21 protein-coding genes are annotated in these 21960 nt (G+C 60.1%); 1 reads left to right on the forward strand and 20 read right to left on the reverse strand.

The genetic code is table 11. The features are described from left to right. Positions 1–25: 25 nt before the first annotated feature. The 19 genes from MD273_RS16720 to MD273_RS16810 all read right to left on the reverse strand — a co-directional run bounded on the left by MD273_RS16720 (position 26) and on the right by MD273_RS16810 (position 18314). Positions 26–3022 (reverse strand): DUF6701 domain-containing protein, encoded by a 2997-nt coding sequence (locus MD273_RS16720; RefSeq protein WP_239038951.1) that lies wholly within the window; start codon positions 3020–3022, stop codon positions 26–28. Then, the gene (locus MD273_RS16725) at positions 3019–3450 is read right to left on the reverse strand and encodes a pilus assembly PilX family protein (RefSeq protein WP_239038952.1); all 432 of its coding nucleotides are present in this window, start codon (positions 3448–3450) and stop codon (positions 3019–3021) included. Before MD273_RS16725 ends, MD273_RS16720 begins: the two co-directional genes overlap by 4 nt. Further along, positions 3440–4222, reverse strand: coding sequence for a PulJ/GspJ family protein (locus MD273_RS16730; protein WP_239038953.1), 783 nt, complete (start codon positions 4220–4222; stop codon positions 3440–3442). The genes MD273_RS16725 and MD273_RS16730 overlap by 11 nt, the downstream gene beginning before the upstream one ends. Continuing rightward, the gene (locus MD273_RS16735; protein ID WP_239038954.1) at positions 4222–4719 is read right to left on the reverse strand and encodes a type IV pilus modification PilV family protein; all 498 of its coding nucleotides are present in this window, start codon (positions 4717–4719) and stop codon (positions 4222–4224) included. The genes MD273_RS16730 and MD273_RS16735 overlap by 1 nt, the downstream gene beginning before the upstream one ends. Next, entirely contained in the window at positions 4716–5195 is a 480-nt protein-coding gene (locus MD273_RS16740) for a prepilin-type N-terminal cleavage/methylation domain-containing protein (protein WP_239038955.1), read from the reverse strand. Before MD273_RS16740 ends, MD273_RS16735 begins: the two co-directional genes overlap by 4 nt. 57 nt (positions 5196–5252) lie before the next feature. Then, entirely contained in the window at positions 5253–5735 is a 483-nt protein-coding gene (locus MD273_RS16745) for a type II secretion system protein (protein ID WP_239038956.1), read from the reverse strand. 46 nt (positions 5736–5781) lie between these two features. Beyond that, a complete protein-coding gene (locus tag MD273_RS16750; protein ID WP_239038957.1) occupies positions 5782–6327 on the reverse strand; it encodes a prepilin-type N-terminal cleavage/methylation domain-containing protein in 546 nt (181 codons plus the stop codon). 71 nt (positions 6328–6398) lie between these two features. Next, positions 6399–6896, reverse strand: coding sequence for a hypothetical protein (locus MD273_RS16755; RefSeq protein WP_239038958.1), 498 nt, complete (start codon positions 6894–6896; stop codon positions 6399–6401). A gap of 1 nt (position 6897) precedes the next feature. Further along, positions 6898–8127, reverse strand: coding sequence for a type II secretion system F family protein (locus tag MD273_RS16760; protein ID WP_239038959.1), 1230 nt, complete (start codon positions 8125–8127; stop codon positions 6898–6900). Beyond that, the gene (locus MD273_RS16765) at positions 8127–9896 is read right to left on the reverse strand and encodes a GspE/PulE family protein (RefSeq protein ID WP_239038960.1); all 1770 of its coding nucleotides are present in this window, start codon (positions 9894–9896) and stop codon (positions 8127–8129) included. Before MD273_RS16765 ends, MD273_RS16760 begins: the two co-directional genes overlap by 1 nt. Next, on the reverse strand, positions 9897–11027 hold the full coding sequence (locus MD273_RS16770; RefSeq protein WP_239038961.1) for a tetratricopeptide repeat protein: 1131 nt from the start codon (positions 11025–11027) through the stop codon (positions 9897–9899). Continuing rightward, positions 11024–11863: an ExeA family protein gene (locus tag MD273_RS16775; RefSeq protein WP_239038962.1), complete on the reverse strand. Its 840-nt coding sequence runs from the start codon at positions 11861–11863 to the stop codon at positions 11024–11026. Before MD273_RS16775 ends, MD273_RS16770 begins: the two co-directional genes overlap by 4 nt. A gap of 1 nt (position 11864) precedes the next feature. Then, the gene (gene mshL / locus MD273_RS16780; RefSeq protein WP_239038963.1) at positions 11865–13586 is read right to left on the reverse strand and encodes a pilus (MSHA type) biogenesis protein MshL; all 1722 of its coding nucleotides are present in this window, start codon (positions 13584–13586) and stop codon (positions 11865–11867) included. Further along, complete coding sequence (locus MD273_RS16785; protein ID WP_239038964.1) at positions 13583–13906, reverse strand: hypothetical protein; 324 nt, start codon at positions 13904–13906, stop codon at positions 13583–13585. The genes mshL and MD273_RS16785 overlap by 4 nt, the downstream gene beginning before the upstream one ends. Before the next feature lies 1 nt (position 13907). Beyond that, positions 13908–14603 carry an MSHA biogenesis protein MshJ gene (locus tag MD273_RS16790; RefSeq protein ID WP_239038965.1) on the reverse strand — a complete coding sequence of 232 codons (696 nt, stop codon included), beginning with the start codon at positions 14601–14603 and terminating at the stop codon, positions 13908–13910. Further along, positions 14600–15208 (reverse strand): PilN domain-containing protein, encoded by a 609-nt coding sequence (locus MD273_RS16795; RefSeq protein ID WP_239038966.1) that lies wholly within the window; start codon positions 15206–15208, stop codon positions 14600–14602. Before MD273_RS16795 ends, MD273_RS16790 begins: the two co-directional genes overlap by 4 nt. Beyond that, positions 15205–16077 carry a biogenesis protein MshI gene (locus tag MD273_RS16800; RefSeq protein WP_239038967.1) on the reverse strand — a complete coding sequence of 291 codons (873 nt, stop codon included), beginning with the start codon at positions 16075–16077 and terminating at the stop codon, positions 15205–15207. The genes MD273_RS16795 and MD273_RS16800 overlap by 4 nt, the downstream gene beginning before the upstream one ends. 281 nt (positions 16078–16358) lie before the next feature. Beyond that, positions 16359–16886 (reverse strand): single-stranded DNA-binding protein, encoded by a 528-nt coding sequence (gene ssb, locus MD273_RS16805; protein ID WP_239038968.1) that lies wholly within the window; start codon positions 16884–16886, stop codon positions 16359–16361. A gap of 57 nt (positions 16887–16943) precedes the next feature. Beyond that, positions 16944–18314 carry an MFS transporter gene (locus MD273_RS16810; protein WP_239038969.1) on the reverse strand — a complete coding sequence of 457 codons (1371 nt, stop codon included), beginning with the start codon at positions 18312–18314 and terminating at the stop codon, positions 16944–16946. Between the two features lie 187 nt (positions 18315–18501). Here MD273_RS16810 and uvrA point away from each other — a divergent pair, with 187 nt between their 5' ends. Beyond that, positions 18502–21327 (forward strand): excinuclease ABC subunit UvrA, encoded by a 2826-nt coding sequence (gene uvrA / locus MD273_RS16815; RefSeq protein WP_239038970.1) that lies wholly within the window; start codon positions 18502–18504, stop codon positions 21325–21327. Positions 21328–21534: 207 nt separating this feature from the next. Here the strand turns inward: uvrA and rplQ are convergent, their stop codons facing one another. Beyond that, positions 21535–21933, reverse strand: a complete 399-nt coding sequence (rplQ, locus tag MD273_RS16820; protein WP_092005465.1) for a 50S ribosomal protein L17 — start codon at positions 21931–21933, stop codon at positions 21535–21537. Between the last annotated feature and the right edge of the window lie 27 nt (positions 21934–21960).

Raw genomic sequence — 21960 nt, forward strand, 5'->3', positions numbered from 1 at the left:
AGAAAGCCTTCTTCTGACCCCACTTTTACCGCTCCCGCCAGTAGACAATACGGTCATTTCCCCGGAACACCCCAAACGTCGCCGTCGCCGACGGGTCCTCCAGAGCACCATCCTGATTCCAGTCGCCCTCGAGCCAGACGGGGACACTCCAGGTCAGAGTATCCGTACCACGATCACCATTAGGCTCCAGCACCAATGGTCCGCCAACCCCGCCCGCCAGCGTTGCGGAATCGGCCACCAAAGAATGATAGGTCTCCGGATCCGTAATGTTCGATGTGTTCCAGGGCGTGCAGCTATCGCCGGTGTTCGTTACAAACCCCGAACCCGTCCAATACTCCGCGGAAAACGGCATAAATAACTCATCCACGGTTTCGGGGCCGTAGACGTTTTCCATTTGCAGGCGGCCGTAACGTATTTGAAAGGGGGCATCTGGCCGGATGTCAGGCAATGTCGATGCAGTCACACCATCGCTATCTGCGACGCTCTCGAGGCCAATTCGCAAGTCAGGTTCGAAGGGCATTACCCGCGTAGCGAGACTCTTTTCATAAGTCACCCGGTCATCGCTCGAAAACTGATAGATCATTTCGCCGGAGCCCGCAGCTGCGTTCCCGAGTGATCCGGGTTCAAGAGATGACGATACGGGATAAGGCGCACCGGAAGTCGTGCGGGCGGTCTCATCAGACACCGGCACCAGTCGAACCACATCGGTCGCGACCAACTTCCGGAACCCACCGAGGGTATAGTTACGAGTCTCGATATCCTGCGAGTTATAAGGTGTTATAAACAAACCGGGAATCAGGGACCATCCCATTGACTGGCCGGTATAGGAATACGGTGCTCCCGCGTTACAGGCCGCGCCCAGTTGGCCTGCGTCAACAGCCAGCCCAAAATAGGCTGGAATAAATCGTCCGACGTTCACCGATTCCCCATTGACCGCCGGCGCCACCCCCAGATAACCCGGATTTTCAGCCTGTAGTTTGATGATGCCAACCTCGCTCCATGCCAGATCAGCAACGCTGGCCATGCCACCCTCAAAGCTCCCCCCGGGAATACTCAGCGTGCCTGAAAGCGCCCCGTCGCTTCCTCCGGACGGAGCTTCCAGCGTGTGGGTGATGATTGCTCCCTGCGGAAGGCCTTCCTGTCCATAACTGATGGTCGGGTTGCCCGCCGCCCCCAGTGCCGTGACGGTAACCTCGAACGGGGAGCCGCTGGTTTCAAAAACAGGACCATCAGCATCTGCAGCTGCCGGGTTGCCGGCTACCGAGACGTCAAACCGATCTGGCCTCACCGTCCACAGATCGCTGACACCGACAACCGGAATCGGCTGGCCATTTACATCGACAACAAACCCGGAGTTATCATCCACCAGGTTCAGACGGTACTGCCCGACATCCGTCGTACGCCAGCTGAGGGGAGCACTGCCGTTGGAGAAAGACAACGTCAGGTTGGGGGTACCGGGTTGGGAATCGGGCAGATCCGGGGAGGTAACGCCCAACGCTACAGGTGCCTCTCCGGCGGGGTCATCAGCACTTCGTGACAGCCAGGCCTTAAGAGCGACACTGCCCTCATAATCAGGGATCACCCCGCACTCGCCGCCATCAGAATCCTGGCGTACAGCCTGCACCTGCAGATTGTGGTCACGCTGGGCTACAAAATCGGCCCCAGCGGAATCAGTGATACCAATGACAAATGCGTTCTCCAGAAACTGGATCGGGCTCGAAACGACGAAGGGACTCCCGGAGCTGTCACTGACATTGACGCTCAGCTCATCAGCGCTCGCATTTGCCAGCCTGAACTCGACTACACCCTCATCACCGGGAGCGAACTGGTAGCTGGCAAAACCGTCATTATCGGTATCCGCACTGGGGGTCAGATTTCCGGACCCGGATCCCAGGCTCCAGTTACCCCTTCCTGAGCTGGTCCGTAAAGAAATGGTGCCATCATAGGCTGACAGAGTATCGCCAGCGCTGTTAACCACTCTCACAGTTACCAGTGCAGTGCCGCAGACGCTCGCGACCTCCGGCACATCAACGTCGAAACCACCCAGGGGCGGGGCCGGGAGGATGGTCCCTACCCCCAGCTGACTCGATATCTGCCCATAGGGCGAGCCGGTCGAATCCCTGGCATTACTCAGGTTGACGTTGAAGCGGGTCTCCACCGTCTTTCCCGAGACCAATGTCGGTACAGTAATCGTCCCGCTGCTCTCTCCGGCAGGAATCGTCAGCGTTCCGGTCGTCCCGGTGAAATCAATGCCCGCTATCGCGGTATCGCTGCGGGTCTCAAAATCCACCAACAGATCCGTAACCGCCGGCGTCACGAGCGACACCGTAAACACTGCCGGCTGGCCCTGGGCCACGGTCACATTATCAATACTGACCGCTGGCCCGTCCTCGCCACCATCATTTGTCGTCCCTTCAGTGATATCCCCGGAGTTGCCAGAGCTGAAACCCCAGTCGCCAGTGCCATCCGGCATACGAGCCAGCGTTTTGGTGTTTGAGGCAGGGGCTTGCCAGTCATACGCTGGAGTACAGGTGGCATCCTGCTGGTAGTCGTATTCCCCGACCTGCAGGTAGTCGATCGTCTGACCATTGGCCGCTTTGAGGATAATATCCATCTGGCTGAAACTGATGTAGTCCTCTGACGTTATGAGGGAATCATCAGCCACGAGCCATGGGTATGTCAGATCATTGAATGAGGACAGCTGGATTTCACCGGTACAAAGGTTTTCAACGACATTACCGTCCTTATCAAGGACAGGGCGACAAACCTGCACGGTCCAATCATCGTAATCGTCCCGGGTTATCAGGGAAGACAGGATTTTCACCTCAACGAGGCGGTCATTTTCATTCCCCTGGGACAGCTGGTGAACTTCGTTAATCGTTGCCAGGCCTTTGTATTGCGCAGAACAAGCCGCCCATACTCCATGGCTGAATAAAAGACCGAATGCGAAGCCCAGGAAACCACGGATCACCGCCCATGATGTTCCCTTGAAGAAGCTGGAATAACCCGGCAATAGCCTCATCTGAGCCGAACCTCCACTGCCCGACGGGCCAGCTCATTTCCACTACCACACTCTCCGCTACTTACCAGCGTGTACACGCGGTTCCCCCCGCCTCCGGGGATTGAAAGCGGTGCGGTTACACTGCACTGGATTTCTGCGCCGCACTCTTTCAGCCCGCCAGCAGAGAAATCCACCGACGTCGTGACAGTCGCGCAATCCGCACCATCCAACACCTCCGCCACTGCCAGCTGCGCTCCGCTTTCAGCGGCGTGAAAAGCCCGCTGGGACTGGATCTGCAGGCTTACGGAGCGAGCGGTAGCCTGCTGAAGCTGGGCCATGCCCGTTACCAGAAGCGCCAGTACGGTGATCACGAACAAAGCGATCGGGAGCCCAATGCCTTGCTGATGGCGGATCGACAGAGATGCGTGTGAACGGAAGTCAGGGAACATTACGGATCTGTACCTCCTGGCTCACGGGTGTTGATTCCCCGCTACGGGGATCTTCGAGGCTGAAGGAGAAACTTACCAGAGCCCCTCGCTGGAGCGTTGGCGGACTGAAGGAGAAATCCACGGCTCCGGTCAGATTGGCAGCCAGTACCTCGCGGGTTCCGCCAGCCGGAGGTGTCGGCTGGGAGGGGTTCGCCCCGTAATCGCTATAACGATAGAGAAAACGGCCACTCTGGCAATAACTTACCGGTGCTCCCACGACAAACAACCGACGCTCGGGAGAACGCTGACTGAACCGGTGGGCCGCGGACAGATTGATCACGGCCGGGGAAGCGCCGTTGTCGACGCTGCTGATCAGCGGACTGACAGGTCCCGGATTGCTGGTATCGTAAAGATCACTGGTCGTGGTTGAGCCATAGCCATAGATCAGCGCGCGGGCACCCCCCAGCGACGGCACACTGGCAAAAGGGGCGATCTCAATCTCGTCGAAGCCAGGCCCCCGGGTCAGCCGAATATAGCTGGTGGCCGAGAGTACCGGCAACCACTCGATACAGGACCCTGAGGTGCGGACTGAAATCGGAAACGCCTGCCGCAGCTCACGGGATACCTGTTCGCTGACCACCACACCCTGAAGGGCCCGCTGTTGTCGGGAACCGGTATCCAGCGCGCCCCGGGTAGATAGGGTGACAAACTGGACAGAAATGGTGGCAATGATGGCGAGAAGCACGATCACCATCACCAGTTCCACGAGGGTAAAACCAGCCGACCGTCGCATCAGAAGTTGGCCCGATAGGCGGTGAACAGCCAATCCTGGCCGGAGGGATCGGTGACGGTCACGTCAACCCGCTTGGCATCCTCGTTGGCAACAGCCACTTCGGAGCCCGCACATACAACGGTGACAGCAACCGAAAAGCCACCATAGCCTGATAGATCATTTCCCGAACTGTCCTTCGGCGGGGAGTCCGAGAGCCCATGGTAATCATCGGCGTCATCAAAGGTTGACCGGGTCTCGCCATCCGGGCCGGCCGAGGCGCAATCCACATCCCCCGACGCCACCTTGCCGCCACCCACCGGGGTGGATTCGTCATAGTAGCGGGCAAGGATCTCGTCCATGTACAGCTGGGAAAGGGATATGGCGCGGGTCTCGTTCAGCGGATCCGCGCTACGGCCACTGATCACGGCAAACGCTCCGACCACGCCGGCGATGGCAACGCCGAGCACCACGATGGTAATGATCAGCTCAACCAGGGTAACGCCCGACTGCCGTTTCACTGGCAGGCTCCCTGGTAGACCGCACCGAGAGAGCTCAGGCACAGATCAAACTGGCTGGAACCGGTAACGCGGAAATCAATATCCTGACGGGGTACCGGAGCGGCAACCCGCCCGGTTCCGTCGAATGATACGGTCAGCCCTGTTGCCGGAATGGCCGAAAAAGCGCCGCCACTGAGCCGGTAACTCAGCGAAGAGCCCTCACGGGCCAGGGTGAAGGTTTCACCGCCGGCATCGAATTGGAGCTCGTCGGATAACTGGCGAATGACTACGCTTTTGGAAGGATTCCCCGCCAGCGCTGCCTGCTGGGCAAGCAGCGTGGCGGAGGAGAGTTGCTGGGTGGCCAGCAGTGGGGAGAAGGCGGATCGGTTGGCGAATAAACCTATGCCAAGCATGGACACGACAGCAATCAAGATTATCACCATCACCAACTCCACCAACGTGAAGCCTCGGGCTAGTGAGGCGATACTTTTGCTCATATCACCAAACTCCGCTTAGCCCTACTAACTACCGTCACCGCCTCTGAGCTGTAACCCTTAATTACAAACCGAATTTGTGCTATCCCAAGTGTTAGTTACAACGGAGACGCTGGGAGGAGTATCCGCTCCTGTTGAGCCAGTGAATGTAAAACATGGGCTATTGTCTGCAGGAGAGCCCACTGTGACATAAGCGTCTTCACCAGCAGGTTCGACAGTGAAGTCGCCAAGCTGAGCAGCCACGGTAAGGGAGCTCTGATCCAAATAACCGTTCTGCAGAGTAACCGGATTGCCCTCTAAATTGAATGAAGCGGCTCCTGTAGTAGTGCTATCACCACTTGCGAGAGCCTTAGAGCGAACGATACCCATAGCTGATTTGACGCTTCCGCGGGCACCTTCAACGGTAGCCAACTCAGCATCACCACTCAAATCCGCAAACCGCGGCAGAGCAAACGCCGCCAGGATGCCCAGAATCACAATCACCATCACCAGTTCGATGAGGGTGAAGCCTTTTTCTTTTCTGCCTGGAATCATGTCTTTCATTTCTCTACTCCGCATTACAATCGTTTTTTTATGACTGGCTAATCGCTCAGTTTACATTCGTGGTCACTTCACCGGTATCGGCATCGTACACAATAAGTTTCTCGTCGGCAGTCCCGGCCAGGCCATCCAACTGGTATGTGAACTCGCAGTCCGCGCCTTCGCCGGCATCACCATCCGCGACAGCAGCAACAACATAATCCACACCGGCTGCGGCCGCAGCGGCAACCGCGGGCGCATTGGCCTGCAGCACGCCGTTCCAGACCTCGATGCAGCGGCCTGCATCCATGGCGGCGCTGCCGCTGTCACTGGCAACAGAGACCGGCCACCCGTTGGGCCCCACATCCACCTGGCCATTACCAAAGCCAGCAACGTTCACCGTGGCACCGGTTGCGCCATTGGTCACGTTCTGGGCCTTGGCAAGCGCCACGCCTGCGGCAACGGCACCGGTGGTCGCCTTGACGCTCGACCGGTGCGCCTCCTCAGAAAGCTGGGCAAACCTCGGCAAGGCAAAAGCCGCCAGAATCGCCAGGATGGCGATGACCACCACCAGTTCAATCAGGGTGAAACCCCGGTTTTGTTTATCCACGCCCATTGCACGCCCCCTCTTCGACTTATCGAACAATTGTCTCACAGTCAGCCCTTTTCCCCATGATTCATGTGGCTTTACTGACCATTTTTTACACGATTTAACGATAATCCAACGGCCCTTCGGGCTCCGCTCTCACCGGATTCCACAAACTCCGTGACAACCCGCCATTGCAGGGACTCGCCCTCGGCAACGGAATCCAGCCAACGCGGCTGGTACAGCAACAGGCCCGAGCTCTCCGAAAAGCACCAGGTGCCCGGTTGCGGCCCACCTTCGGAGCAGGCTCCGCCCCAGTTTCGGGGTGTTTCCCGCAACAGGCTGACCGGATTAGTGCCAGACCACTGCTCGAGGCTTTCTCCGGACGCCAGCATTACCTCGGCCCCTTTCACGACCAGCGCGCTGCGCAGCTGATTCAGCATCAGCTGCATGCCCTGCTGCTCAGCCCTGGTCGCTGTCCGTTCCACGGAAAACAACAGCACCCATACCGCCACGCCCAGCAGGCAAATTGCCACCAGGCACTGAAACCGGCGGTGGTTGTCCGCCCCCACATAGCCCACGGCGTTGACCGCAGCCAATTCAACCCCGCCCCATGGCTGCCGAGCCGAGATCCCAGATCGGCAGGAAGACACCCAGCGCCAGGATCAGCACCAGTATGCCCATGGCAACAATCAGGATCGGCTCGATGGATTCCGCCAGCCGTTTGAGGCCGTAATCGATATCCTCGTCGTAGAAATCCGCCACGCTGGTGAGCATTTCGTCCACCGCACCGGTTTCCTCCCCGACCGCAATCATCTGCAGGATCAGGGGCGTAAACATGTCAGATTGCCGTGCCGTTCGCAGCAGGCTCTCACCCCGCTCGATCCCGGCACGCATATCCCGGATGTGCATGGCGATCCAGGCGTTATCGGTGGCCTCTCCGGTCACGGTCAACGCATGGTTGACCGGCATACCAGCCGCGAGCATGGAAGCCAGATTCCGGGAGAACCGGCTCAGGGTGATCAGCTCCAGCAGGTTGCCTATCACCGGGAGCCTCAATTTGTACCGGTCCCACGTGAGCCTGCCTTGCTCGGTCTGCTTCCACTGCCGCAGCAAGAGTCCGCCGGCGGCGAGCGCGAACAGCACCACATACCAGTACCCGAGCAGGAAATTGGAGGTACCGACCAGCACCTGCGTCAGGAACGGCAGATCCGCACCAAGCTTGTTGAACACCGCAGCGAACTTCGGAATCACCAGGAAGTTCACCACCATCAGGGCCGCCAGCAGTGCCACCACCACGAACGTCGGGTAGCGCATGGCCTGTTTCAGACGACGTTTGGTGTCCCGCTCCAGTTCCAGGATCTCGGCAAGCCGTTTGAAGGCATCGTCCAGCCGGCCTGTATTCTCGCCTACGTGGATCATGGCCACGAACATGTCGGAGAAAACATCCGGATGGGCCTGCATGGCCACGGCCATGGCGGTGCCGCCTTCAAGCCGCGCCGTCACATCATCCAGCACTTCCGCCAGTACCGGCGAACGGGAGGTCTCCGCCAGCCCGCGCATGGTACGGATCAGGGGGATGCCAGCCCGGGTCAACGAGTGCATCTGCCGACAGAAGACGATCAGTTCATCCAGGGTGACGTTGCCCCGGAATACCACGAGCCGGTTAACCCGGTCGGACAAGGATCGGGACTCGGCCTGCTCCCGGATGGTCAGTGGCGTGATGCCCCGGCGCATCAACTCTGCGGCGGCCGCATCGGCATTGCCCGCAATCAGGGAACCTTGCTTGAGGCTGCCATTGGCATCCTTACCCCGGTAGGAGAATTGCATCAGGCACCTCCACCCAGAGGTTCATCCGGCCCCGGAAATTCGTCTTCGGGCGAGAAGTCGCCCTCCGAGGTGGCCGCCACACGGGCTACTTCTTCCAGGGTGGTCACGCCCCGCAAGGCATAGTCCATGGCACACCGACCCAGCGGCCGATACAGGCGACTCTGTCTCGCTGCCCGGCTGAAGGCGGAAACGTCCTTCTGGCGCAGGGCATCGAGCATCGGTTCGTTCATCTCGAGCATTTCGTAAACGCCGATCCGCCCTTTGTAGCCGGTGTTGCTGCATTGATAGCAGCCGCGCCCGTGGACAAATCCGGCTTCCCGGTCGAGCGGATCGAGGTCGAAGGTCTCCAGCCACACGCTCTCCTGTTCCGTGGGCTCATAGGGTACGGAGCAGTTCTCACACACCCGGCGCACCAGGCGTTGAGCGACGACGCCGAGCAGGGAACTGGACACCAGGAAGGGCTCTGCCCCCATATCGATCAGCCGCATGGCACTGCTGATGGAGTCGTTGGTGTGCAATGTAGATAACACCAGGTGACCGGTCATGGCCGCGCGCAGACCGATTTCAACAGTCTCGCGGTCCCGCATCTCACCCACCAGCATGATGTCGGGATCCTGGCGCAGGCCGGCGCGGAGGACATCGGCAAACTCCAGGCCGATCCGGGGGTGGACCTGCACCTGGGTAATACGGGGCAGCCGGTATTCCACCGGGTCTTCGGCAGTAATGATCTTCACTTCCGGGCGATTCAGCTCGCTCAGCGCACCATACAGCGTAGTGGTTTTCCCGCTACCGGTCGGTCCGGTCACCAGTATCATGCCATGGGGCTTTCGGATCATGCGCCGGAAACGCTGGAGGAGTTCTTCGGGCATGCCGATGCTGTCGAGATCCAGCAGCCCCTGACTCTGGTCCAGCAGACGCATCACCACGGATTCACCGTACTGCACCGGCATGGTGGAAATCCGGACATCGATACTGCGGCCCTTGACCCGCACATTGAACCGCCCATCCTGAGGCAGCCGTTTTTCGGAAATATTCAGGCCGGCCATCAGTTTCAGGCGCAGGACCAGCGCGGCGTTGACCCGCTTTTCCTTCATCACATGCTCTTGCAGCACACCATCCACCCGCTGACGGATTCGGACTATGGTCTCATCCGGCTCGATATGGATATCGGAGCTGCGGGCCTGAACCGCATCTTCGAACAGGGTCTTGAGCAGTCGGACCACCGGCGCGTCTTCACTTTCCGGTTCGGCCGACATGCTGGCCAGGTCAAAGGCATCGTCCGAAAGCTCATCCTCGAGCTCTTCGGCCAGGGAGGCAATTTCTTCCGTGCGACGATAGACGAGATCGAGCGTGGAGAGCAGCTCACTTTCCCGCACCACGGCCTGACGGATCGGCTGCTTCAGCACGCGCACCAGCTCGTCGTAGGCAAAGATATCCAGGGGGTCAGCCATACCCACCAGCAACTCGCCGTTTTGCTCGTTCAATACCAGCGCACGGAAACGACGGGCCATGGCTTCCGGGAGCCGGCGCACCAACTGCTCGTTAAAACGGAAATGACGCAGCTGCACGAAAGGCAGGTCCAGCTGTCGCGAGAGCATGTTGAGAATGGTGTCTTCATCGACATAACCGAGGTCCACCAGGGTCTTGCCCAGCTTGCGCCCGCTGTTTTTCTGCTCGCGCAGCGCGGTTTTCAGCTGCTCCTCGGTAATGACGTCGTTCTGCACCAGCAGGTCGCCAAGACGGAGCTTTTTCTTTGGTTCCGTTGCCATTCAGCCTGCCTGTAACTGTTTCAAACGTTCACGAACATAGTCCGCCAGCGAGGGGGACAAACCGGGTAAAGCTGCAGCCTGGGCATAGGCCCGCTGGGCGCTGGCAGCCTTGCCCTGCGATTCCAGCGAGATACCGAGGCCCACCCACCAGGCGGCCCGACTGTCATCTGTGGTCAGCAGTGCAGTCCATTGTTCAGCCGCCTCCCCACTCTCGCCGGCCTGTTGGAGCAGGGTTGCCAGAGTTACCCGGTATTCGATGTGCCCCTGCAGTGGCGGAATCTGACTGCGCAAGACGGTTACTGCGCCGTCAAGCTCGCCGGTGGCCAGCAGGGCCCGGGCCCGGAGCAAGCGCAATTCGGGTACGGTCATCACCTCTGATGCCGGCAACCACGCCAGCGCGATTTCCGGCTGGCCCTCCACCAGCAGGGCCCTGGCCAGGGTCGCGCGGCTCACCGGCGCCGGCTGTTCCGCCAGCAACGACCGCAACCTTTCCGCCGCATCCCGGGAGCGGCCTTGCCTGAGCAGGGAAGCCAGCTCTCGACTCACACGACGATCAATACTCTCCGGGGTTTCCCGCGCCTCTTTAACCTGTGCCGGTTCGGTTTCCGGTTCAACCGGTTGCGCCTGGCTGACCGCTGCCTTCTCGGGCTCCGACCGTTTTTTCTGAGCGACCTGTTTTTCCGGGGCCGGCGCCGGATCGCTCTTTGGCTCGGGGGCGGGCGCTGGCGCATTTCCGGGTGCGGATTCCGGCGCTTCTTCAGCCACCTTCGCGGTGATCGGCTCCGGTTCTCTGACGTTTACCGGTTCGGCGGCTGGCTTTTCGGCCGCAACCTCCGCATCCCGATCCTCTTGCTCCTGATGGACCGGGGACTCCGTGGCATTGTCCGCAGATTGCACCGAGACCGGCGGCAGAGATTCCGGTGCCTCTGCCGTTTCCGGGACACCCTGGTTGCCGCCCATCAGGGCGTAACCTGAGACCGCCGCCAAGACGACCACCAGCATCAGCAGCACCGGCACCAGCCGGTTCTTCCCGGTCGGCACGGTGTAACCCTGGCCGGTATAGGCAGCAGGTGCTTCCGGCTTCTGCTGGCGTTTCTCCGCTGCCCGCAGTGCGTCGTTCAGAAGGCTCATAACCACCTCGCCAACAGACCGGGCTGTCTGGCACTTTCGGTATCCCTGATGGCACTGAGCGCGTGGGCCCGATTCACCTGCCAGGCACCCTGCCCCCACGCCGCCAGCATGGACTTGTGCGCCAGGACATTCACCAGCCTCGGAACACCGCCGGATGCCCGGGTGATGAGCTTCAGAGCCGGTGGGGCGAACAGCTCGCCACCGTTATACCCGGCCTGAGTCAGCCGATGGCGCAGGTACTGGCCAACCGCCTGTCGGTCGAGCGCCCTCAGCCGGTATTGGAAGGTAATGCGCTGGCGCAGCTGGCGAAGGCTCTCCTTGCCAAGCACCGCATCCAGTTCCGGCTGACCGAACAGCACCACCTGCAACAGTTTGGTGCTCTCGGTCTCCAGATTCGTGAGCAGCCGCAGTGCCTCGATAGTGGGCTCCGGCATGGCCTGGGCCTCATCAATCACAAGCACCACCGGCTGCCCGTCCAGCGCCAGATCGATCAGCTTCTGATTCAGGGCCTTGAGTACCTGGTGGGTATTCGCGCAGCGGGTCACATCCACCCCGAGCTCCTCTGCCACGGCCTCGTACAGAGTCTCAGGCGGCAGGTGCGGGTTGGGGATATAGGCCGTGCTCGCCCTGCCCTCCAGTTTGTTGAGCAACAACCGGCACAGCAGCGTTTTGCCGGTGCCCACCTCACCAGTGATCTTGATGAAGCCCTCCCGCTCCTGCAGCGCCACCAGCAGCAGCTCCAGCGCATCGGCATGGCTGGGCGCCCGCAGGAAATAGCGGGTATTCGGCGTCAATGCAAAGGGTGCTTCCTGCAGTCCGAAATGGCTCTCGTACATATCAGCGTGGCGCTTTCTCCGGTTCCGGAGTGACTGACCGCGAGGACTGCAGCAGCTCCCGCAGTACTTCCATACGCTCCCGACTGGCGGCAACATCCGCGTTCATGGTTGACGGCTGGGCCACCACGGGCCGCAACAGGATGACAAGCTCGCTCTTGCGGGATTCAAACCGGCGCTGCTTGAACAGCTCACCGACCAGGGGGATTTCACTGAAGAAGGGGACCGAGGAATTGGAATCCTCACTGGTATTCTGAATCAGGCCGCCAATCACCACGATCTGACCGCTTTCGGCCCGGATCACGCTGTCCGTCTCCCGCACCTTACTGGCCGCCAGAGGCAAGGTCACATCCCGCTCTCCAATGGTGATCACCTTTTCCTGATCATTCACTTCACTGACGGACGGATGCACATGCAGAGTAATGTTACCGTCCTCGCCAATCTGCGGCGTCACGTCCAGGGAGATGCCCGAGAAGAACGGTGTCAGCTCCACCGACGTGGAGGTACTGTCCGAACCGGTCACGGTGGAGTTCTCGTCATCAAAGTCGATATCGGTGACGAAGAATTCGTCCGTGCCCACCTTGATCACCGCCTTCTGGTTATTCACCGTGGAAATCCGTGGGCTGGAGAGAATCTGCACGTTACCCTGGGTGCCAAGCAGTTCGATCAGTGCTGTAAAGCTGCCTTCCCGGAAGGTGGCGGAGAACAGGCCACCGATATCGGAGGTACGAATGGTCTGCCCGGCCAGGCTCTGGGCGGTGAAGTCTGCCGGCAGGCCGTCAGACGCCGTCACAGACGAAGCGCTCTGCAGATCAGACCAGTTGATGCCCTGCTGGTAGCCCTCGTTGAGCGCCACTTCCAGAATCTTGGCCTCCAGCACCACCTGGCGCTGCATGATCAGTTCGGTACGGCGCAGGTAATCCTCCACCAGTCGCAGCTGCTCGGAGCCGCCGCGCACCATGATCAGGCCGGAGCCGGGATTCACGATCACCTGGCCACTCTCGCCCGAACTGACAATCATCTCCACAGACGTGCGCAGATCCTGCCAGAAATCCGATTCGGTCTCTGTGGAGATGGCCGTGCCGATCAGGCTTCGGGTTTCTCCACTGCTGGCATCGCCATTACTCGCGTTGTTACGGGAACTGGTTACCTGGCCGGAACTCACCCGGGTCTCGGAGCCACCCCTGCGTTTGAAATGCAGGTAGTCGATGGGGAAGATCCGGGTCTGTATGCGATCGGCATTGACCTGGAAGAGACGCCCCTTGCGCTGGATATCCAGGCGGTACAGATCGGCGACAATGTCCATGACCTCTGGCACTGTAACGTCCCGGAGCCGGAGATCGATGGTGGTATTCACTTCCGGGTGCACCACTGCGTTGAAACGGGTGCCCGCCACCAGCGACTGGAAAAAGCTGTTTGCGGCCACACCACGGGCATTGACATCAAAGCGCTCTTCCAGATCGTTGTCAGCTGACAGAGGCGGCAGAAGCTGGGCGCTAATGTCGGCAGGCATGGCAGAAGCGGCCGGCTGGCGGGATTCGTTCTTCGACTCTGCCCCGGCCTCGGCCTGCTCAAGGGTCCGGACGATGTCATCCGCTGCATCCGTGGAAGTTGCCGCCCCCGTGCGCATCAGCGGATTGTTGCTGCAGGCGCTCAGGGCCACCCCCGCAGCAACGACCAGCGCAAGTCTTTTTATGGAAATCATGGTTGCCTGAATGTCCGTCATTGGGTTCCCCGCACTTGCGGAAGCTTGTCCAGGTAGAGAATCCGGGGCCTGCCCCGGTCCAGCACCTCGACCCGGTCCTGATGAATTTTTCTCACGCGGATACCATTGGCGCCCTGACCTTCCCTCAGAGCTTCCCCTTCGATCACGGCCACCTTGCGATCCTCGCCATAGACAATCGAGTCCAGGGACAAAGACCTCAACGGGAGGCTCCTGACCGCAGCATCATGAAGGCCCGGTGGCCTGGTGGGATCCTGGAGGGCAACCACGGGCATGCTGCCGAGCAGAGTGATGATGGCGATTACCGATCCTGCCAGTCTCATGTCATACCCCCAGCCAGGCTTTGTCCAGACTCAATGTCCGGACCTCGATCACCGCTTCACCGGCAGGCCAGGTAGTCGCATCATATTTCAGGCGCACCCAGCCGAGCCGGTCGTCCATTGCCTCGAGGCGCTCCAGATAGGCGAGCACCTCAAGGTACCCGCCCTGAACCCGCAGTTCCACGGTGTGCGCAAACAGCAACGGTTCAGGCTGCGCCTCTGCCGCACCATCTGTTCCGGAGCCGGATGTTCCGGACTCTGCGTAGATCGGTTCCGGCGTTTTCAATTCCATTTCCTGAAGGGTCAAACCTTCCTGGACCACCAGAATCTCTCGCAGCAATGCCACCATCGCCCGTGGTGCGATCAGCTGACCAGCCGTCTCGGTGACCTGCTGATCCAGCTGCTCCAGCCGGCGCTGGCGCTGCTGCAGGCGCTGCCTGAGCTCCGCCGAGGGATCCTGAGCCAATACCTGCTCCAGTTCCTGTTGCCGGGCGAGCAGATCAGTCTGACGCATCTCCGCCAGCGCCTGGCGGCTCTCCAGACTGCGAACATCGCGGGCAAGAGGAGCCAGTGCGAACTCCCACCCGGCAAAGACGACGACCACCAACAGGGTCAGCAGCAATAACAGTCGCTCTCGGGAGGGACGATCATTGAACCACTGCCCGAGCTTTGCCAGGCCATTCTGTCGGGCGTCACTCATGATTCCTCCCCGACGCCAGATTCACTGGCCACAAAGAATTCCACCCAATCGCCCTCTTCAGGGCGGTCAAGCCGAAACACACTGAAAGTCCGGCCGGTAAAGGCGGGTGCCCGACCCAGCTGTTCCAGGTACACGGGCACCTGTTCCGAGGCCCGGGTGCGCCCTTCAAGCTGGACTCTCTGAGGCTGCGCCTCCAGGACAATGCCCGTGAGCCAGACATTCTCCGGGATCTGCCTCGCCAGGGCCGCCATCTGTGGGGAAAAGCCGCTGCCGGGCTTCACCACCAGCCCCTGCACCCGTTCAAGCAGGCGCTGGCGCCGGGCCAGGGTGTCACTGATCCGTCTGAGGGCCGCTTCCAGCTCGGGATCCGGCTGCCGACGCTCTACCGCATCAGACAACTCGGCCACCGCCTCTCCTAGCCGGGCGTTCTGCTGCTCCAGACCAACCACTCGCTGTGTCAGCTGTCCCTGCTGATACTGGAGCCAGAGGCCATACCCGACCATCACCAGCATCAACACCACGGTAATTCCGACGGCCCTACCCGCCGACAAACGTTGTTCGCGCGGACGCAATTCATGTGTGTACAGGTTGACCTGCTGAATCATTTGCCCGCCTCCCCGGCCAGCGGCAAGCCGGCACTCCAGGCGGTCAGGCAGCGGCTATCGACGGCACTCTCGAGCCCCACTGCGGTCCAGTCCAGGTCACTGACACCCACGGCCAGATAGGAAGACAACATCGAGGCCAGGGGTAACACACTGTCGCTGGCCACCAGCCGGATCGTGGCCGGTGGCACCTGCCCCATCTGGCTTTCGTAATAATCCAGGGATCGCTGCAGTTCCAGTGCCAACGCCTGCACGACGCCCTCTTGCCGGGCGGCATCTCGCAGGCCTGAGGCAGACACATCCAGACGTCGGGAAAGATAAAGAGTCTGGCCACGGCAAATGACCATCTGGCCGTAATTCTCCCGAAGGTGAACCAGGGCCGCCCCCTTGTTTTCCGGGTCCAGTCTCGCGACCAGGTTGCGCAGGGCCAGATCCGCAATATCGATACGACCGGGCTTGAGCCCGGACGCCTGCAGCAGTTCGACCAGATCCTTGAGAAGCGACTTACGAGCGGCGACGACATTCACCAGCTCCCCCCGACCTCGGGCAGCATCGGCTGGAAACGGGAAAACATCGGATATGGCATCGGAAGGGCTGAATTCGAGCAGATCCCTGAGTTTCCACTTGAGGGCGTCGGCCAGTTCGGAGTCCTCGATGCCCGTGGGGCGTTCCATCTGGAAGACCTGGTACTGCTCCATGGGCAAGACAAGATCCGTTACCGCATTGCCCCAGCCCTTTTGATCGGCCAGAGAACGGAGCACCTCAACCCTGTGGGCCGGCCGACATTCGGCGAATCCCACAGGTTGCGCCAGTGAAGAACCCGCAACAGCCCAGGCAATGCCGTCCGGTCGTACCTCCAGGGATACGCGCACAGTAGAACCGCCGGGCTTAAAAAGTGCGGTGATCTTTTCTAATAAGGGTGTTTGAATCATGAACCAGCGCTGGAAGTAGGGCCACTCGCAAGGCCCTTTTATCATTATGCGCCTGAATTACAGACGAAGTTCCTTCTGACCCGCAATGATAGGTCAAAAAGTGAGCGCACTTCCATGTTTTTTTGAGCCATTTCACGTTCTTTTGCGTTGGCGTAACAAAAAGCCCCGGGCGCGCTTGCAATCCGGGGCTTTTGGCTCTAATGCCAGGTCTGATACGGAGATCAGAAGGGGATATCGTCATCAAAATCGTCAACCGGCTCAGGCATACTCCCCTGAGAGGGCTGGCTGTAGCCGCCTGACTGCTGACCCTGGGCCGGTGCATTCTGCTGTCCCGCCGGAGCATTGTAGTTTGACTGCTGCGGGCGGCCTGCCGGAGCACCCTGGCTCATACCACCTTCACCGCCTCGGCTGTCGAGCATCTGCATCTGGCCATTGATATCCACCACCACTTCGGTGGTGTAACGGTCCTGGCCATCCTGCCCCTGCCATTTCCGGGTCTGCAGCTTGCCTTCGATGTAGACTTTGGAGCCTTTACGCAGATACTGGCCGGCAACCTCGGCCACCTTGCCAAACAACACCACGCGGTGCCACTCGGTTTTTGGCACCAGCTGGCCGGTCTGACGATCCTTGTAGCTCTCATCTGTTGCCAGATTCAGGTTCACCACCGCGTTACCATTCGGGGTGTAGCGTGTATCCGGGTCCTGCCCCAGATTGCCAATAAGAATGACCTTGTTTACGCCTCGTGCCATCGTTAACTCCTGAGAATGTTTTCAAGGGAGGCCGCACTCCCTGCGACTCTCCAGATTTCAATAACCGTTACCCTGCCGGACAAACGCCAGGTCCGCAAGTAACCCTTCATCAAACTTCTGCTTGTCCACCTTGAGATAGGCGGTTGCGGCATCTTCGACGATAACCACATCCTGAACCCCGGGCAGGCGCCGCAGGCGATCATCGATATCGTCGTAAGTCTGGCTGACCGCCTGCTGCAACTGTACCACGAAACTGGTGGTGTAACCCGGCGCCGGCATGGTGAGCGCGACCAGCAACCAGAGCGCCAGTACCGCCACCATCAGCCAGACCACGCCTTCCACCCCGGCGGCTTCCAACAGGACCCCTCCCAGGGCACCACCGAGAAACGCACCGAGGAACTGGGAGGTGGAATACACCCCCATCGCTGTGCCCTTGCTTGCTGCCGGCGCCTCCTTGCTGATCAGCGACGGCAAGCTGGCTTCCAGCAAGTTGAACGCCATAAAAAAGAAGAACAACACGACCCACGCCAGCATCAGGCTCGCCCCCAATCCGGCCAGACCGGCGGTCGCCAGCGTCAGCAGCGCTATGGCGCCGCAGAGCACGGGCTTCATCTTGCGTTTTTTCTCGCCGATGATGATGAACGGCACCATGGCGAAGAAAGAGGTCACCATGACCGTCAGATAGAACCACCAGTGGGAACTGGCCGCCAGCCCCAGTTGCCCCTCAAGCACTGACGGGAACACCAGGAACAGCGCGGTCAGTACCAGATGCAGGGCGAAGATGCCAAAGTCCAGCCGTACCAGACGGCCATCCATGAGCACCCGGCCGAGCATGTCTTTTGCCGGATGGGTATCGGCGCTGATCTTGTGCTGATGCGGGGTCGGCACTACCCGGTTCACCACAACCAGGGCGATTACCGCCAGGGCCGCGGTGGCATAGAAAATACCCTGGAGCCCCCAGACGGCGCCCAGCAAGGGCCCCAACACCAGGGACACGGAAAACGACAACCCGATGGAGATGCCCACTGTTGCCATCGCCTTGGTGCGCTCCTCTTCCCGGGTCAGATCACTGAGCAGTGCCATCAACACGCTGGCGATGGCCCCGGCGCCCTGGAGAATCCGACCGGCGATTACAACGTATATGGAGTCAGTCGCAGCGGCGAGCAGACTGCCGGAGGCAAAGAGAATCAACCCGAGATAGATCATTCGCTTGCGGCCGACCCGGTCGGACAGAAGACCGAAAGGAATTTGCAGCAGGGCCTGGCTCAGGCCATAGGCACCAATGGCAAGACCAAGCAACGCAGGCGTGGCACCCCTGAGATCTTCGCCGAGCAGCATGAACACCGGCATGACCATGAACAGCCCCAGCATTCGCATGGCATAGACCGATGCCAGGGCTGCTACGGAGCGTTTTTCCAGCGCGTTCATCGCGGTGTTCACCTCAGCCGGGGGGGTTGAAAGCATGTCACCGGGAGGCCAGATACCTCCCGCAGGCGGCGCATTGTATCAGAACCGACCGGACCGAGGGACTCCCGGAACCGTCTCGGTCAACACCGGTTTCACCGTCCTTACGGCAACACGGTATAATTCTCGTTTTTCCAGACTGAGAGGTGTTATGGACCATATCCAGATCAAGGGTGCTCGCACTCACAACCTGAAGAACATCGACCTGGATATGCCGAGGGACAAGCTGATCGTGATCACGGGCCTGTCCGGTTCCGGGAAATCGTCGCTGGCTTTCGACACTCTGTACGCAGAGGGGCAGCGTCGATACGTGGAATCCCTCTCCACCTACGCCCGACAGTTCCTGTCCATGATGGAAAAGCCCGATGTCGATCACATCGAGGGCCTGTCGCCGGCGATTTCCATCGAACAGAAGTCCACCTCTCACAATCCCCGGTCTACGGTCGGCACCATCACCGAAATCTACGATTACCTTCGGTTGTTGTTCGCCCGTGCCGGAGAGCCCCGCTGTCCGGATCATGGCCAGCCCCTGGAGGCCCAGACCGTCAGCCAGATGGTGGATCAGGTCCTGGCCATGCCCGAGGGCAGCAAGCTGATGATCCTGGCCCCGGTCATCCGTGACCGTAAAGGCGAGCACCTTCATGTGATCGACAACATGCGCAGCCAGGGCTTTATCCGACTGCGGGTGGACGGGACGGTCTACGACATCGACGACGTGCCTGCACTGGACAAAAAACGCAAACACCAGATCGACGTGGTCGTCGACCGCTTCAAGGTCAAAGAGGGACTGGAACAGCGGCTGGCCGAGAGCTTTGAAACCGCCCTTGAGCTGGCCGACGGCATCGCGCTGGTCGCACCCATGACCGGCCAGGGCGAGGAACACACCTTCTCCGCCCGCTACGCCTGCACGCAATGCGGGTATTCCCTGAGCGAGCTGGAACCCCGGCTGTTTTCCTTCAATAACCCCGCCGGCGCCTGCCCTACCTGTGACGGGCTGGGGGTAAAGCAGTTCTTTGATCCTGAAAAGATCATCCAGCACCCCGAAGCCACCCTGGCAGAGGGTGCGATCAAGGGTTGGGACCGACGGGCAGTCTACTACTTCCAGATGCTGGCGAGCGTTGCCGAGCATTACGGCATGGACCTCGAGACGCCCTGGGTTGACCTTCCCGATTCCTTTCAGCAGGTCTTGCTTTACGGCTCGGGCACCGAGGACATCCCGTTCCGTTATGTAAACTCCCGTGGACACATCATGGAAAAGGCGCATCCCTTCGAGGGCATCCTGCCGAACCTGGAGCGTCGATACCGGGAAACCGATTCCCAGAGCATGCGGGAAGAACTCGCCCGGAACCTGAGCACCCAGCCGTGTAAGGAGTGCGGTGGCTCACGGCTGCGCCGTAGTGCGCGGCATGTGTTCATCGAGGAGCGGAATCTGGCGGATGTCACCCACCTGCCGGTGGGTGAAGCCCACAACTATTTTCACCAACTGGCCCTTCCGGGCCGGAAAGGCGAGATCGCGGAAAAGATCCTCAAGGAGGTGCGGGAACGGCTCCAGTTCCTGGTGAATGTCGGGCTCGAATACCTGACCCTCGAACGCAGTGCCGACACCCTCTCCGGGGGCGAGGCGCAGCGCATCCGGCTGGCCAGCCAGATCGGCGCCGGGCTGGTGGGCGTCATGTACATTCTGGACGAACCCTCCATCGGCCTGCACCAACGGGACAACGACCGCCTGCTCGCCACCCTGACCCACCTGCGGGACCTTGGGAATACCGTGATCGTGGTGGAACACGATGAAGACGCCATTCGCGCCGCCGATTTCGTTATCGACATCGGGCCCGGTGCCGGTGTTCACGGAGGGCATGTGGTTGCCCAAGGCACGCCCCGGGATATCATTTCCAATGAACGCTCCCTGACCGGGCAGTATCTCAGTGGCCAGAAGGAAATCGCAGTACCTGCCAAGCGTAACAAAGGCTCCGGCAAGCAGCTGACCCTCACCGGCGCCAGCGGCAATAACCTTCGCGATGTGACCCTGAACCTCCCCCTGGGCGTCATGACTTGCGTTACCGGCGTATCCGGCTCCGGCAAGTCCACGCTGATCAACAGCACCCTGTACCCGGTGGCGGCCGCCAAGCTGAACAAGGCAACCAGCCTGAACCACTCGCCCTACCAGAAGCTCAAGGGCCTGGATCATCTGGACAAGGTAATCGACATCGACCAGAGCCCGATTGGCCGTACACCCCGCTCCAATCCGGCCACCTATACCGGGCTGTTCACGCCGATCAGGGAGTTGTTTGCCGGCACCCAGGAAGCGCGTTCGCGGGGCTACAAACCAGGCCGCTTCTCCTTCAACGTCAAGGGTGGTCGCTGCGAGGCCTGCCAGGGTGACGGTGTCATCAAGGTAGAAATGCACTTTCTCCCCGACATCTACGTGCCCTGCGACGTATGCAAGGGCAAGCGCTATAACCGGGAAACCCTGGAGGTCCGGTATAAAGGCAGGAACATCCACGAAGTCCTCGAAATGACCGTGGAGGAGGGCCGCGAATTCTTCGATGCCGTTCCGTTCCTGGCGCGCAAGCTACAGACCCTGATGGACGTAGGACTCTCCTACATCCGCCTGGGCCAGAGCGCCGTCACCCTGTCCGGCGGGGAAGCCCAGCGGGTCAAGCTGGCCAAGGAACTGTCCAAGCGGGATACCGGCAAGACGCTGTACATCCTGGACGAACCGACCACCGGCCTGCATTTCTACGATATCCAGCAGCTGCTGAACGTTCTCGAGCGGCTGCGCGACCATGGCAATACTATTGTGGTCATCGAGCACAATCTGGACGTAATCAAGACCGCCGACTGGATTGTCGACCTGGGACCGGAGGGCGGCTCCGGAGGTGGGCAAATCATCGCCGAGGGAACGCCGGAAGAGGTAGCAGAAAATCCGGTGTCTCATACCGGGCGGTATCTGAAACCGATGCTGGCGAAGAGCTGAGACGACGACGGCATCCTTCGGAGCCCGACGTGAACCTGGGGTCAGATGAACGCTTTCATCTGACCCCTTTTTTATGGACACCCTTCTGGGGCCAGGGGTAAACCCGGGGTCAGAAGAACGCCTTCTTCTGACCCCCGCTTTAATTCCGGCCACAAAAAAACCGGAAGCGTTTCCACCCCCGGTTTTTTCTGAACCACTGCGAAGAACTTACTCTTCGTCGTCGTCCACTTCTTCCGCTTCGATATCCAGCGGGCGACCTACCAGCTCGACAAATGCCATCGGGGCATTGTCACCAGCACGGAAGCCACACTTCAGGATACGAAGGTATCCACCCGGACGGTCGCTGTAGCGCGGGCCCAGCTCGTCAAAGAGCTTGGCTACTGCTGCATCGTTGCGCAGGCGAGAGAACGCCAGGCGACGGTTTGCAACCGAATCATTCTTGGAGAGCGTGATCAAAGGCTCGGCTACCCGACGAAGCTCTTTGGCTTTCGGCAGCGTTGTTTTGATCAGCTCGTGTTCAACCAGTGACGCAGTCATGTTACGGAACATGGCCTTGCGATGCGCACTGGTCCTGCTGAACTTACGACCACTCTTACGATGACGCATTGCTCTGATTCCTTACCTTAAACTAAT

It is taken from the genome of Marinobacter sp. C7, assembly GCF_022343555.1.
In the GTDB taxonomy this organism is placed as follows: domain Bacteria; phylum Pseudomonadota; class Gammaproteobacteria; order Pseudomonadales; family Oleiphilaceae; genus Marinobacter.